General features: G+C 59.0%; 12 protein-coding genes. 3 read left to right on the forward strand and 9 right to left on the reverse strand.

What is annotated here, in order from left to right; genetic code table 11:
* Positions 1–17: 17 nt before the first annotated feature.
* Both AAGS40_RS27945 and AAGS40_RS27950 read right to left on the reverse strand, forming a co-directional pair.
* Positions 18–1217 (reverse strand): MFS transporter, encoded by a 1200-nt coding sequence (locus AAGS40_RS27945; protein WP_345817616.1) that lies wholly within the window; start codon positions 1215–1217, stop codon positions 18–20.
* Between the two features lie 40 nt (positions 1218–1257).
* Positions 1258–2385 (reverse strand): MFS transporter, encoded by a 1128-nt coding sequence (locus tag AAGS40_RS27950; RefSeq protein WP_345817617.1) that lies wholly within the window; start codon positions 2383–2385, stop codon positions 1258–1260.
* Between the two features lie 394 nt (positions 2386–2779).
* Between AAGS40_RS27950 and AAGS40_RS27955 the strand changes: the two genes are divergently transcribed.
* A complete protein-coding gene (locus AAGS40_RS27955) occupies positions 2780–3538 on the forward strand; it encodes an SDR family oxidoreductase (protein WP_345816798.1) in 759 nt (252 codons plus the stop codon).
* Positions 3539–4018: 480 nt separating this feature from the next.
* Here AAGS40_RS27955 and AAGS40_RS27960 read toward each other — a convergent pair whose 3' ends face one another.
* Both AAGS40_RS27960 and AAGS40_RS27965 read right to left on the reverse strand, forming a co-directional pair.
* Complete coding sequence (locus AAGS40_RS27960; protein WP_345816799.1) at positions 4019–5008, reverse strand: zinc-dependent alcohol dehydrogenase family protein; 990 nt, start codon at positions 5006–5008, stop codon at positions 4019–4021.
* Between the two features lie 40 nt (positions 5009–5048).
* Positions 5049–6152 (reverse strand): alkene reductase, encoded by a 1104-nt coding sequence (locus AAGS40_RS27965; protein WP_345816800.1) that lies wholly within the window; start codon positions 6150–6152, stop codon positions 5049–5051.
* A 463-nt stretch (positions 6153–6615) separates the two neighbouring features.
* Here AAGS40_RS27965 and AAGS40_RS27970 point away from each other — a divergent pair, with 463 nt between their 5' ends.
* Entirely contained in the window at positions 6616–7605 is a 990-nt protein-coding gene (locus tag AAGS40_RS27970) for a zinc-dependent alcohol dehydrogenase family protein (protein ID WP_345816801.1), read from the forward strand.
* A 107-nt stretch (positions 7606–7712) separates the two neighbouring features.
* Here the strand turns inward: AAGS40_RS27970 and AAGS40_RS27975 are convergent, their stop codons facing one another.
* The 5 genes from AAGS40_RS27975 to AAGS40_RS27995 form a co-directional block, all read right to left on the reverse strand.
* Positions 7713–8693, reverse strand: a complete 981-nt coding sequence (locus AAGS40_RS27975; RefSeq protein ID WP_345817618.1) for an ABC transporter substrate-binding protein — start codon at positions 8691–8693, stop codon at positions 7713–7715.
* Positions 8690–9190: a flavin reductase family protein gene (locus AAGS40_RS27980; protein ID WP_345816803.1), complete on the reverse strand. Its 501-nt coding sequence runs from the start codon at positions 9188–9190 to the stop codon at positions 8690–8692. Before AAGS40_RS27980 ends, AAGS40_RS27975 begins: the two co-directional genes overlap by 4 nt.
* Positions 9191–9260: 70 nt before the next feature.
* On the reverse strand, positions 9261–10583 hold the full coding sequence (locus tag AAGS40_RS27985) for an LLM class flavin-dependent oxidoreductase (protein WP_345816804.1): 1323 nt from the start codon (positions 10581–10583) through the stop codon (positions 9261–9263).
* 48 nt (positions 10584–10631) lie between these two features.
* On the reverse strand, positions 10632–11435 hold the full coding sequence (locus AAGS40_RS27990; RefSeq protein WP_345816805.1) for an amino acid ABC transporter ATP-binding protein: 804 nt from the start codon (positions 11433–11435) through the stop codon (positions 10632–10634).
* Positions 11432–12346 (reverse strand): amino acid ABC transporter permease, encoded by a 915-nt coding sequence (locus tag AAGS40_RS27995; RefSeq protein WP_345816806.1) that lies wholly within the window; start codon positions 12344–12346, stop codon positions 11432–11434. Before AAGS40_RS27995 ends, AAGS40_RS27990 begins: the two co-directional genes overlap by 4 nt.
* 214 nt (positions 12347–12560) lie before the next feature.
* Between AAGS40_RS27995 and AAGS40_RS28000 the strand changes: the two genes are divergently transcribed.
* Positions 12561–13490 carry a LysR substrate-binding domain-containing protein gene (locus tag AAGS40_RS28000; protein WP_345816807.1) on the forward strand — a complete coding sequence of 310 codons (930 nt, stop codon included), beginning with the start codon at positions 12561–12563 and terminating at the stop codon, positions 13488–13490.
* Positions 13491–13498: the final 8 nt, after the last annotated feature.

Here is a 13498-nt window from a genome sequence, read left to right on the forward strand (position 1 = left end):
ATCGGGCGGCACCTTGCTCAAACGCGATGGATACGGGAGGCCGCGGCAACCGGCGACCGATCGCCGCTGTCGATCTTTCCGCTGATCCATGTCAACGCAAGCGCAAGGAGGACGACTGTCGCGCCGACCCACGGCGTATGCATCAGGCCAAGATGGCTGACCACGATGCCGCCCGTCCACGCCCCGCCAGCGACGCCGAGGTTGAACGCCGCGATGTTCATACCCGAAGCAACGTTCACGGCGTGCGGGGCGAAACGTTCAGCCTGCTTCACGACATAAACCTGCAACGCGGGTACATTGCCGAACGCGACGCCGCCCCATGCGAGAACAACAGCAATGACGAGCACCTTGTCCGTCGCGACAAAACCAAGCAGGAGCAGCACGAACGCGAGTAATGAAAAAATGAGTTTGAGCGCCGTCACGGGTCCGTGCGTATCCGCGAGCTTTCCCCCGAACATATTTCCCGCTGCGACGGACGCGCCGTAAAGCAGTAGCACAATTCCAACTACTGACGGGCTGAAGCCTGCTGTCTGTTCGAGAATCGGCGCGAGAAACGTAAATGCAATGAGTGATCCCCCGTAACCGACGATCGTCATTGCGAAGACAAGTAGCAGTCTGGGCTGCAGGAATAGCTCCGCCTGCTTTCTTATCGACGCCGGCGGCACGCGCTCGACATGGCGAGGCACGAACGTGAGCGCACTCGCCAGGGCTACGATTCCAAACAGCGAAACGACCAGAAACGTCACCCGCCAACCGAAGTGCTGCCCGACAAACGTTCCCAATGGCACGCCGGTAACGAACGCCACCGTGAGTCCACTGAACATCGTCGCAATTGCTCTACCTGATTTTTCTTTTGGAACGACGTGTGTCGCAATGATGGAACCGACGGAGAAGAACACGCCATGAGCAAGACCGCTCAAGACACGGGCGAACACCAGGGTTGCATAACCCGGCGCTCGCCATGCCAGCAGATTCGCCGCTGTGAACAGCGTCATCAATAACACCAACAGTGTTTTTCGCTCCATGCGGCCCGTGACCGCAGTCAGAATAGGGGCTCCGACGGCCACACCCAGCGCATAAAAGCTCACGAGCAGCCCGGCCGACGGGAGCGTGATGCCGAGGTCACCTGCGATCGTAGGCAGCAGCCCCACGATGACAAATTCAGTCGTTCCGATAGCGAATGCGCCGATGGTCAATGCAAGAAGAGCGAGAGGCATGATGCGACTCCAGGGAGGCGTGAATGAGCAGGCTGGCTTTTCAGGCGGCGATCCGGTGGCCTGGTTTGAAGGCATGGCCGCGCGAACGCCATGAGGCAAGGAGGGCGAGGAGCACCAGGGCGAGGAGCACCCACGCCATCGGACCCACACCAGTCGTGTCAAGCAGAATGCCGCCCAGCAGGCCGCCACCGGCAATAGCCAGATTCCACACGGTGACAATCATCGACTGCGCAGTGTCGGCACCCTCTCCGGCGGAATCCGCTGAAGCGGTCTGCAATAACGTTGCGGCACCGCCAAAGGTGATTCCCCAGATCGCCACGGCGACATACACAGCGAATGGGGACGTGCCGTCGATACCCAACGCAGCGGCCGCTGCGGCAAACGCTCCAAGGCTGGTAAGCACGAGGCCCCTTAACCACCGGTCGACGAGCGCACCCGTGATCCAGATCCCGACAATCGCAGACAGTCCAAAAACGAGCAGAACGAGATCGACATGCGCGGTCAAATGCGCCAATGTGAGAAACGGCGCGATATAGGTGAAGAGTATGTTGTGCGCCAGCATCCACGCGAGGACGACGAACAGAACAGGGCGCACACCGGGCGTCACAAATACTGCGGCAATGCCCGGGCCATCGCCTGCAGCCTGGCCGGGAAGCCGTGGCGCTTTCCAGATCACCCACACGACAAGACCAACAGTCCACGCCGACATCACGCCGAACGCGGTACGCCAGTTCAGGAGATCACCTAGCCACGTCCCCGCAGGCACGCCGAGCGCAAGTGCGACGGGTGTGCCAACCAGCGCGATCGCCATTGCCCTACCTTGCAGGTGAACGGGCGCCATACGCCGCGCATATCCGGGCACCAACCCCCAGGTGATTCCAGCCGCTACGCCGGCCATGAACCGTGCGATCAAGGTGAGCCAGAACCATGGGGACAACGCAGTGATGGTATTGAACGCGAAAAAACCAGCAATCGCCATGAGCAATACCGCGCGGCGCGGCCAGCTGCGCGTTGCCACAGTGACCGGAATGGCTGCTACAACGGACCCGAGCGCATAGACGGTGACGAGCTGACCCGCCCATGATTCGGGTACGCCAAGACTATGGCTGATTTGCGGTAAAAGGCCCGCGGGCAAGGTCTCCGTGACGATGGCCACGAAACCGGTCATTGCGAGCGCAAGCAGGCCAGCGATTGGCAATGTTGCCGCTTGCGCGGACTGCCCGTCGCGTGCTTGTGCATTTGAAGAATACTGTGTCGACATGTTCGACTCCTCGGGAGCATGAGAGCGCGCTACGGAATGCAACACGCTGCGTCAACGCAAAATCTAGGCGGGCTCAACGGTCTGACATAGGGCCCAAACTGGATAAGCCCCATTCCGAGGAAGCGGCAAAGAGATGGAAGATCGCACGCGCTCGGTGGACATCACTGCGCGGCGCGGTCATCCAGTTACGGAATAACGCTCATTCCATTTTTGATGTTTACTGCCAGCCGCCGCAAACATACGCTTGCTGCCTGAGCTTGCCTGCGTGCAGCGGAGTACCGATCACGGCAAAGGGAATCAAATGGACATGTTCAACCTGTCGGGCAAGGTAGCGCTCGTGACTGGCGCCACTAAAGGTATGGGACTGGCGATCGCTGAAGCACTCGGTTCCGCCGGCGCGACACTGGTGATATCCGGGCGGTCCGCCCATACCATTGCAGAGGCTGAAACGCACCTCTCGAAGCTGGGCATTCGCACCCGTGCGCTTTTGATGGACCTGAATGATCAGGCAAGCGTCGAGTCTTTTGCGCATATGGCGAAAGACGCATTCGGCCGCGTTGATGTTCTCGTTCTCAACGCCGCGGCAAACACGCCGAACGGCCCGATGATCGGGCGCACGGAAAGCGAGTTCGATGAGGTGATGGCCAACAATGTGAAGCGAAATCTCACGTTGATCAACGCCATCAGCCCAGACATGATCGGCCGGCGCGACGGGTCAATCATCTTCATGTCGAGCCGCGTGGCCAAACGCGGAACTTCGCAGCTAGGACTCTATGCGCTTGCAAAGGCCGCGATTGATCAATACGTGCGAAACCTCGCAATCGAGCTCGGTCCTTTCAACGTCAATGTCAATTCGATTTGCCCTGGGCCGGTGCGAACCGATTTCTCACGCATACTGTGGGAGGCCCCGGGTCGCGAAGCACAGGTTGCAGCAGCCACGCCAATGAAACGGATAGCCGAACCCACGGACGTGGCAGGACTTGCGCTTCTTCTCGCCTCCTCGGCGGGCCGCTTCATCCACGGACAAAACATCAGTGTGGACGGCGGACTGACAGCATGAACAGTCGATGCACCCCGATCGAGGCTTTTACCGATTCCCATCGGCCGGACCCAAGGTCACCAGTGGCTTTCAGTGACACAAGGGAGAACACCTGATCGGACAGCACCTCCGGTAAGCACCATGAACGTCCCTGGCCGCGACTGTCTTTTTTCAATCGGAGCAACGCTGGACGTGTCGTTGTGAAGATGGCGAAAGATGTTATAGCCGGGCTTACCGAATCACTGATGCTTCGAGGAGCCAGTTATCCACCGGCATCTTCACGTGCCGACGAGAAACGTCGACAGCGTCGGCATGGTAATGAAACGCTCAAGACGCCCGCCGAGGTGTATTTGCAGCTTTGCGTCGGCCCATGGGCGGATTCCGGAAGCCGTGCTGACTGCCGCTTCTTTCAGCGCTGGACATAAAGCAGCGCGGCGCGTCGAAACAGGCGTGAAAGCTATCCTGCTCCGACACACCATGCGCATGTGGGATGTGAGCGCGTCAAACCGTCACGACAACCTTGCCGAACTGCCCGTTGTTTTCGAGGTACCGGTGGACTTCGACCATATCGTCGAACGCAAACGTGCGGTCGATCACAGGCTTCAATGCGCCGTCGGCCAAACCGGCAGTGATATAACGCACGGCTGCCTTCCGCCGTGTGTCGTCACCGCTCGTCAGCCAGATATTGTGGGCCTTGATAGTCGGCATCTTTGCGATCATTGCGAGCACTGGCATAGGCGTTTCTCCCTCCGCCAGCGCGCCGTATATATACACAATGCCCTGAAAGGCAAGTGCATCGATGAGCTTTGGAAAGCCTGGCCCACCTACCGGGTCGAAAGCGACTCGCGCGCCCTTTCCTTCGGTGATCCGCATGACTTCCTCGACCAGGTCTTCTTCACTCGTCGCGATGACATGGGCCGCGCCCGCAGCGAGTAGCTGCTCCGTCTTGGCCGACGTACGCGTCAGTGCAATCGGCGTCGCACCCGCGTATCGGGCAATCTGGATCGCTGCCAGTCCCACGCTGCTTGATGCAGCGGGTATGAGAACAAAGTCGCCGGCGCCGACTTTCGCGTCTTCGATCAACGCGCCGTAGGCCGTGATAAACATCATCCAGACCGAGGCCGCCTCTTCATACGAGAGCGTCTCGGGATGCTTGACCACAGCGAAATCCGGAAGATTGACCACTTCACCGTACGTGAAGTACTGGTTCATCGAGAATGAGGGGATCACGCTTACGTCGTCACCTACCGCGAGACCCGTCACGTTGGCGCCAAGCGCATCGATCACGCCAGAGGCTTCATAACCCAGCCCAGCAGGAAACTTCACGGGCTCAATGTACATGTCGGCTCGCCACATCGCCTCTGCACGGTTGATGCCGATTGCCTTCACTTTGATCCGGACTTCATTCGAACCCAGCTGGTTCTCTTCCACCTCCACGAGTTCAAGGACCTCGGGACCGCCCGCTTTAGCAAATTGATAAATGCGCGTCATCTGAATCTTCGAAGATAGCCGGCGTTGAATTAGATGCGGCTCAGCGTCCGTGCTGACCGTCGTAGGTTGGGAAATCTGTGTAAAGCTTTTCGTCACCGCCCCAGAAGCCTGCGCGCACATAAGGCGCCAGCGGCAGCCTGTTCTTAAGGCGATACGGCAAGTCAGGGTTGGACGTGAAGTGCCTACCGAAGGCGACAAGATCAGCGTCTCCGGAATCGACGATGACACGGGCACTATCGCCGTCGAACCCGCCGGCCGCGATAATTGGGCCGCTAAAATGCGGTCGCAAATAGGTCGATGCGACGGGCGGATGCCCATCATGCAGCGTGTCGTCGCCCTTGATGCGCGGCTCGATCACGTGAAGGTAGGCAATCTGGTATTCGTTCAGTATTCTGGCAACATGGCTGAACGTTGCCTCAGGGTCGCTATCGGAAATCCCGCCCCATTCCCCCGATGGGGAAATGCGCACGCCAACGCGATCTGCTCCCCAAACCGAAATCAGGGCTTCGACCGCTTCGCGCAGAAACCTGACACGGGCTTCCACCGGACCGCCATAGATGTCGGTCCGCTTGTTGGTTCCGTCCTGAATGAACTGGTCGACCAGATAGCCGTTGGCACCATGAAGCTCAACGCCGTCAAAGCCGGCTTCCAATGCACGCTGCGCTGCAATGCGAAAATCCTCGATGATCGCTGGAATTTCTTCCAGCTCGAGTGCCCGATGAGGTGACGCAGGAACGAATCCGTCTTTTGTCAGCGCGACGCCGTCGAATGGCACCACCGAAGGCGCCACTGGATCGGTCCCGCCAGTCATTTCAACGTGGCTCTGGCGGCCGCCATGGATCAACTGCATGAACACACGGCCACCCTTCGCATGCACTGCTTGCGCGACCGCCTCCCAACCGGCGACCTGGCCATCGTGGAAGAAGCTCGCAGCGCCGAGGTAGGATCTTGCTGTGATCGATATGCTGGTGCCCTCGATGATGACCAGCCCGCCATCTGACGCGCGTTGCCCATAAAATTCCGCCATCATTGGACTCGGAATATCGCAAGGCTGTATTGTGCGCAACCGTGTCATTGGTGCGAGAACGACGCGATGCGACAACGCATAGGGGCCAATCGCGATCGGCGAGAAAAGCTTTTCCATGATAGCTCCGGTTTCATCTGATGGCAGGAGACGGATACGCGACGTCCCGATCGCACTCTATGCATTTCTTTACGCCAACGAAATGCAGCCTTTGGAATAAGGCTCATTCCAAAGCTGGATAAATACGGGCGTGCGTACCGGCGGACGGTAGCGGGCCGGAAGCTGACAGACTGGGTACAGGATTTCGCGTTGAAGGGAATCGACGAATGGACCCGCCTCAACGCGAAGCGTGCATGGGACATGCCGCACTGGTCATGATTGAACTCGGCTGCTATGGCGCCCTTTAGCGAACGCTTTTCCTTCCGCCATGCGAAGCCTTCATCTCCACGCGGAATGACACCTATGCAATTACGCGCGTTCCATGCATAGCGTTCCCGGCCTATATTCCTTGCGGAATATTCAAGTCACGGTTCGAAGACCATCCCAACGGACCGGACTTTCAATTGCTTCTTAAAGGACTACTATGTCGCGCGTCATTGAATTTTCTTCTACCGGCGGACCCGAAGTTCTCGAATTCAAGGAAGTGGAAGTGGCCGATCCGGGACCAGGCGAAGTGCGGATCCGCGTCAAGGCAATCGAATTGAATCGCGCCGAGTCGATGTGGCGGAACGGCGAATATATCGAGGAAGTCAAGCTACCTGCCCGGCTTGGTTACGAGGCGGCGGGTTTCGTCGACGCCGTCGGCCCAGGCGTCACGGGCCTGCTCGTTGGTGAAGCGGTCAATACCGTTCCTGCATTCTCCCAGAACCAGTACGGAATGTACGGTGAGTTGGTCATAGCTCCCGTGTCGGCCGTAGTGAAGCATCCACCAGGCTTGTCCTTCGAAGAAGCGGCATCGATCTGGATGATGTTTATCACGGTGTACGGCGCTTTCATCGAAGCCGCCGACCTTCAGGCCGGCGACGTCGTGCTCATTCCTGCTGCGTCCAGCAGTGTCGGGCTCGCCGCAATCCAGCTTGTGAACATGATGGGTGCCATACCGATCGCATTAACGCGTACCTCGGCCAAGCGTCAGCAGTTGCTCGACGCCGGCGCAGCGCTTGTCGTCGTGACCGAAGAACAGGATCTGACTGCAGAAGTCCTGCAATTCACCGGCGGCGTCGGCGCGCGCGTGGTATTCGATCCCGTGGGCGGCCCAGGTCTCGGCAAGTTAGTTAAAGCCATGAAGACCGGAGGCATATTGCTCGCATACGGCGCATTGAGTGAGGAACCTGCTCAGTTCTCCTACCTCGATCTGCTGATCAAATTGCCAACCATTGTCGGGTATACGATCTGGAACACGAGCGGCGATCCGGCGCGTCAAAAAGCAGCCGTTGAGTTTATTACGGCGGGTCTTGCAGCAGGTAAATTGACGCCACGGATAGACAGGATCTTTTCCTTCGATGAAATGGTTGACGCGCACCGCTATCTGGAAACCAACAATCAGTTCGGGAAAATCGTGGTCACGGTATAAGTGGCGGACATGGCAGATTCAACCGCCGTGACCCGCAGCTGACCCACCAGCTCAAGGGAGACATTCCATCCGGAGGATACAGGAGGTCTGCCTGCCAGCCTGAGGGTTCACATCTGCGGATCGTTGACCGGGAAGGTAGGGCGCCCGTCCTTCTCCGGCAGCCCCCACTTTTGCATCACACTTTGATAAAACCCTTGTTTCTGCAACTTGATCAGCGCTTGCTGGAACGCATGAGCAAGCCGCTTGCCGTTGTCGTCGACACCAAAGCCGATTCCGTATGACGAGAGGTTGTAGTAGAACACCGCCTGATATTTGTCTGGAAACTTCTTGATGTTGTAATTCGCAGCGGGCGAGTCGACCCACACAGCCTGGCTTGCTTCGTTGGTCAGTGACATCAGCGTCATGTTGGTGTCCGGATAGGTGGCGATCGAGATCGCTTTCTTGCCCTCCGCCACACATTTGTTGCTCGCTTCGTTGGCCCTTTGCAGCGGTGCTGTGCCGCGCGGCAACGCGATTTGCATCCCACATAGATCGTCGAGCGACTTGAGCGTCAAATGCCGCTTGGGCGATGCGACGATTGTCTGGCCAACGTTCAGGTAGTCAATGAACGTCACTTTGCCATGCCGCGATGGGAAATCTCCAAGCGACAACAGCATGTCAAAGCGGTTCGCGGCTAAGCCCGGAATCAACGAATCGAACGATGCCTGCACGAATCTGATCTTTAATCCCAGCACTTTGGCCGCGGCGGTGATCAGATCTGGCGCGAAACCCGCCACTTCGCCGTCGTCGTCAATGAACTTGACAGGCGCGATCTCCGGATTGACCGCGACTGTGATCGGTTCCTTCTGGCGATAGAACGCCGGCACGAGCGCAGAAAGCTCCGGGTCGGCGGGGATGGCGTTAACGTTTGGCGCGTCTGCGGCGAAGGCCGGTGAGATGACGCATGGCGCAACGCTTAAGCTGAGCACGGTGACAGCGGTAAGTCGCGCAACGAACCGGCTAAAACGGGTGGACGTGGTCATCATGTGCGGTTGATTGGGGAAGGATTGACCAGGCAACTGACGGGTGCGTGCTGCTGTAACGTTCATCGCGCTTCCACCGCCGCGGCCGCGAAATGACGCTGATGCCAGAACAGACAGTGCGCGGACGGATCGTCGTGCGTCGATGAATCGGTGATCTCGCCGACAAAGATCGTATGGGAATACCCGTTGTGCGTGGCGATAACCTTGCAATCGAGCGAGACGACACTGCCGGTCAGCAACGGCACGCCGCTCTTGCCCGTTGTCCACTGGGCCGGATCGAAACGGGACGCTCCCTTCTCGGTGGCAAAGCGTTGTGCAACATCCTTTTGATCGGCGGACAGCAGATTGACCGCAAACATCTTCGCATGCAGGATCACGTCGTGCGCGCTCGCGCTTTTGTTGACGCAGACAAGCACGGTCGGCGGATCGGCTGACAGGCTGCACACCGACGTCGCAATCAGGCCGAACGGCGTGCCGCCGTCGGCGGTGGTAATGACCGTGACGCCGTTGGTGAAGCGCGCCATCGCGTTGCGGAAAAGTTCATCGGTGGTGTCGGTGCTCATGTGAAACGCCTCGCGTCAGGAAGGCGCCGCTCCTTCACAAGCGGCGCATGATGCTTTCTAGTCGACAGGATCAGTCGCCAAAGTGCAGACACCGCAGTCCGAGATTGCCCCTTAGCGTGCTCGCCTCGTACTCGGTGCGGAATAGTCCGCGTTTGCGCAACTCGGGAAGGATGTATTGCTGTAGATCGTCGACCCCTTGCGGCAACGTCGCTGGGCATATATTGAAGCCGTCGGCGGCGCCGGCCCGAAACCACCTTTCCATTTCGTCGGCAATGTCCTCCGCGGTGCCGATAATCTGCCAGTTATTGCCCGAGGCCACACGCTTGTACATCTGGCGGATCGTCAGGTTTTCCCTGTGCGCCAGCGCGAGCAGATTCTCCGCGATACTGCGCACACGCTGATTGCCGACATCGGGTACCGGGCCATCCAGATCGTATTCGGACAGATCGCCGAGCACGCCGTACAAAATCGCCAATCCGCTAAGCGGATCGATCAGGTTTTGCAGCTGATCGAATTTGTCCTGCGCTTCGCCGCGCGTTTTGCCGACATATAGGGTGACGCCGGGCATGATCAAAAGTTGATCCGGCGTGCGGCCATATTTTGCAAGGCGGCCTTTGAGATCGTCGTAGTAGGCCTTCGCGCTTTCCATGCTGCTTGCGTTGCTATACACCACATCGGCATAGCGCGCGGCCAACTCGCGTCCCGCTTCGGCGGCGCCGGCCTGTACGATGATCGGACGGCCTTGCGGGGTGCGCGCGGAGTTCAGCGGACCGCGCACCTTGAAGTGCTTGCCCTTGTGATCCGGTACATGCAGCTTGGTCTCGTCGTAGAAGATTCCACTCGCCTTGTCGCGAATGAACGCGTCGTCTTCCCAGCTATCCCACAGCTTTCTGACCACTTCGACGAACTCATCCGCGCGCTCATAACGCTCCTCATAGCCGAGATGCTCGTCGCGGCTGAAGTTCCACGCCTCCTGCTGCGACCATGAGGTGACGACGTTCCAGCCCGCGCGACCGCCGCTGATATGGTCGATCGACGCATACTTGCGTGCGATATGGAAAGGCTCGTTATACGTTGTTGAAGCTGTCGCGACGAGGCCGATGTGCGACGTGCATGCGCCGATCGCCGCGAGCAAGGTCAACGGTTCGAGCTCGGCATTCTTTGCGTCGCGGGCGAGTGATCCTTTAGGCGTATCGTTCGCGCGGATGCCGATTCCGTCGGCAAAGAAAATCATGTCGAGCTTGGCCTCTTCGGCTTTCTTTGCAGTCCGAAGAAAGTAGTCAAAATCGATGGCACCTGCCGCGGGCACATCTGGGTGTCGCCATGCGGCCATGTGATAGCCCAGATAGCGCATTGACAGTCCAATTCTGATCTTTCCGTCTGTAGCAGTCATGTTTTCAATCCCAATCGAAGTTTTCAGTAACCGGCTCACCCTCGTGCACTAGGTGCGCAGGCTCGACAGAAAGCGTTTGCAGCGTTCGGTTCCACCGCCATCGAAGATGTAGGCCGGTGTTCCTTCATCGACGATGCGGCCGGCGTCCATCAACACCACGCGGCTTGCCACCTTGCGGGCAAATTCCATCTCGTGCGTGACGACGATCATCGTGGTGCCCGCGAGCGCCAGCTCCCTGATCACGTTGAGCACTTCGTTGACGAGTTCCGGATCGAGCGCGCTGGTCGGCTCGTCGAACAGCATCACCTCGGGCTCCATCGCTAGGGCGCGTGCGATCGCGACGCGCTGCTTCTGTCCGCCGGACAGTTCGGCCGGGTAGTGGTGCATCCGGTCCGCGAGTCCAACGCGCGACAGCAGATACTTGCCGCGCTCGATGACGTCGCGCTTGCGCTTGCGCCCGACGATGCACGGACCGGCCAGCACGTTGTCGAGTGCCGTATAGTGCGGGAACAGATGGAAGCCCTGAAACACCATGCCGAAGTAACGGCGTTGCTGGTCGAGCGCTTTCTTCGGGAGGCGGACGCAGCGCGCACCGCGCATTTCCGTGCCGAGTACTTCACCCTTGAAGGTGATGCTGCCGGCGTCGATCAATTCGAGCATATTGATGCAGCGAAGCAGTGTGCTCTTGCCCGAACCGGACGGCCCGATCATTGCGACGACCTCGCCTCTGGTGAGCGAGAAGTCAACGGCATCCAGCGCGGTGAAGTCGCCAAACTGCTTCGTGACGGCGCGTAGATCGAGAAAGTGTGCAGTGTCATTCATCGCCGATGTGTCCTTGAGGATTGCATTCACGTCCGCACCCCTTTCCTGAAGTGACGTTCAAGCAGACTTTGCGCCGCCATCGCGAGGCTCGTTAGCGCCAGATACCAGATGCAGGCGACCGTCAGCAGCGGGATCGTTTCGAAGTTTGTCGCGTAGATCAGTTGCACCGTCGTCAGCAGTTCGACATAACCGATCACAGTGACGAGCGACGTATTCTTGAACATGGTGATCAATTCGTTGGCGAGCGGCGGAATGATGATCCGCACCGCCTGCGGCATGACCACATGCCACATCATGCGGAAATCGCTCATGCCAATCGCCTTGCACGCTTCGCGCTGTCCGCGATCGACGGCTGAGACGCCGCCGCGAAAAATTTCCGCGCTATAGCCGCCGAGGTACATCGCGAGACCGATCACGGCAGTGCTGAAGCGCGAGATGATCTGGTTGGTGTCGAGGTCGAACAGATTGACGTGCAATAACGGCAGCGGCAGATAGAGCCGCGGAACCAGCGCCGACAGAAAAAACAGGAACAGCAGCATCGCCAGCGGCGGCGTCGCGGGAATGATCCAGATGTAAATGTAACTGGCGGCGCGCAGCACTGCGTTGTCCGCCATCCGGCAGGCGGCGATCACGACCCCAAAACACAGGCCAAGCGCGCTCGATAGCGCGGTCAGGATCAGCGTATTCCCTAGTCCCTTCATCACGCGCTTGTTGAACAGGTAATGAACGACGATGTCCCATTGCCAGCGCGGGTTGTCGATCACCAGTTCAACGAACAATACGACGGCGACAAGCAGCATGGCGTACCAGAACCAGTCGGATTTTTTCGGGCGCGCATGAATGCGCAAGCCCGGAGGTTGCTGCACGCCGGCCCGGTACGCTTCGCCCAGGTGGCGGGCGGCGAGCGGCGTCTCCGTGAAAAACGCGGCTGGGTCCTGCATGTCTTTTCGAGCTTCAATGTCCACTGGCCTGTCCTCGTGAAGCAGTCGTTTCGAAAGGTACGCAATGCGTCGATGAAGCGACTATAGGCAGGCAAAACTATTACATCCACTACAATTTTGTTCGTTTGATCGCACTCTATGTAATGCCCTAGAATCAACGCACGGTGGGTTGATATTGCCACCGCATCGCATCAATCATCGGGGAGACACGCCAATGCCGAGGCTCAATGCCAAGCAGATGGAGGTGTTCGTCGCGGTAATGACGCATGGCTCGATTACCGCTGCCGGGCAGCGCCTGAACGTATCGCAGCCGGCCGTGAGCCGGATGATCGAGCGCTTCGAGCAGGAGGCCGGTTTTGTTGCTTTCGAGCGGCGCCGGGGCAAGCTGGTGCCGACGCCCGAAGCGGAAATCTTCTTCGCGGAAGTCACGCAGGTGTATCGCGGGCTCGATTATCTGAACGACGTGGCGAGAGAAATCGGCACTACGCGGCGCGGCTATCTGCGCGTCGGCGTATTTCCCGCATTCGCCGAGGGCTGGATCACCGAGCGGATCACACGCTATGTCGCGGGGCGCGAGGAACTGCTGACGTCACTGGAGCCGATGTCGACCGATAGCGTGATCGAAGCCGTATCGCGTCAAACCATCGATCTCGGTATCGCGCTGCGCGCATCGGACCGTGAGGGTTTGCGCAGCGAGGAAATCACCAGTTCGGAGATCGTCTGCATTCTGCCCAAAGGGCACCGTCTGACTGGGCGACCTGTGTTGCAGCCGACCGATCTGTCCGGGGAAGACTTTATTTCGATGGCTGCCAAGGTGAAGGCACGCACGTCAATCGACGCGGTGTTCGATTCGAGCGGCGTCGAGCGACGCATTCGCGCAGAGACACCGTGGGCATCCACGGTCTGCCATATGGTGGCCCACGGTTTGGGCGTGGGGCTCGTGATCCGCGAGTCGGCGCTCGAGTTCGCGCATCTCGGTTTTCACATCGCCGCGTTCAAGCCGCGCATCGACTATCGCGCGTATCTGATTACGTCGACCGCCCGCCCATTGTCTGCGGCGGCACGGGGCTTTCGCGACATGCTCCTGCTCGAATTCAACCAGGCAAGAAGAGCGCCGCGGGCGTCGAAGCGCTGGCCGAGTTGACAGACAGA

Source organism: Paraburkholderia sp. PREW-6R (genome assembly GCF_039621805.1).
GTDB lineage: Bacteria > Pseudomonadota > Gammaproteobacteria > Burkholderiales > Burkholderiaceae > Paraburkholderia.

Bases quoted from the DNA above. Each gene is read 5' to 3' on its own strand.
- AAGS40_RS27945 (WP_345817616.1), bottom strand. From the start codon at position 1,217: ATGCCTCTCGCTCTTCTTGCATTGACCATCGGCGCATTCGCTATCGGA.
- AAGS40_RS27950 (WP_345817617.1), bottom strand. From the start codon at position 2,385: ATGACCGGTTTCGTGGCCATCGTCACGGAGACCTTGCCCGCGGGCCTT.
- AAGS40_RS27955 (WP_345816798.1), top strand. From the start codon at position 2,780: ATGGACATGTTCAACCTGTCGGGCAAGGTAGCGCTCGTGACTGGCGCC.
- AAGS40_RS27960 (WP_345816799.1), bottom strand. From the start codon at position 5,008: ATGACGCGCATTTATCAATTTGCTAAAGCGGGCGGTCCCGAGGTCCTT.
- AAGS40_RS27965 (WP_345816800.1), bottom strand. From the start codon at position 6,152: ATGGAAAAGCTTTTCTCGCCGATCGCGATTGGCCCCTATGCGTTGTCG.
- AAGS40_RS27970 (WP_345816801.1), top strand. From the start codon at position 6,616: ATGTCGCGCGTCATTGAATTTTCTTCTACCGGCGGACCCGAAGTTCTC.
- AAGS40_RS27975 (WP_345817618.1), bottom strand. From the start codon at position 8,693: ATGAACGTTACAGCAGCACGCACCCGTCAGTTGCCTGGTCAATCCTTC.
- AAGS40_RS27980 (WP_345816803.1), bottom strand. From the start codon at position 9,190: ATGAGCACCGACACCACCGATGAACTTTTCCGCAACGCGATGGCGCGC.
- AAGS40_RS27985 (WP_345816804.1), bottom strand. From the start codon at position 10,583: ATGACTGCTACAGACGGAAAGATCAGAATTGGACTGTCAATGCGCTAT.
- AAGS40_RS27995 (WP_345816806.1), bottom strand. From the start codon at position 12,346: ATGCAGGACCCAGCCGCGTTTTTCACGGAGACGCCGCTCGCCGCCCGC.
- AAGS40_RS28000 (WP_345816807.1), top strand. From the start codon at position 12,561: ATGCCGAGGCTCAATGCCAAGCAGATGGAGGTGTTCGTCGCGGTAATG.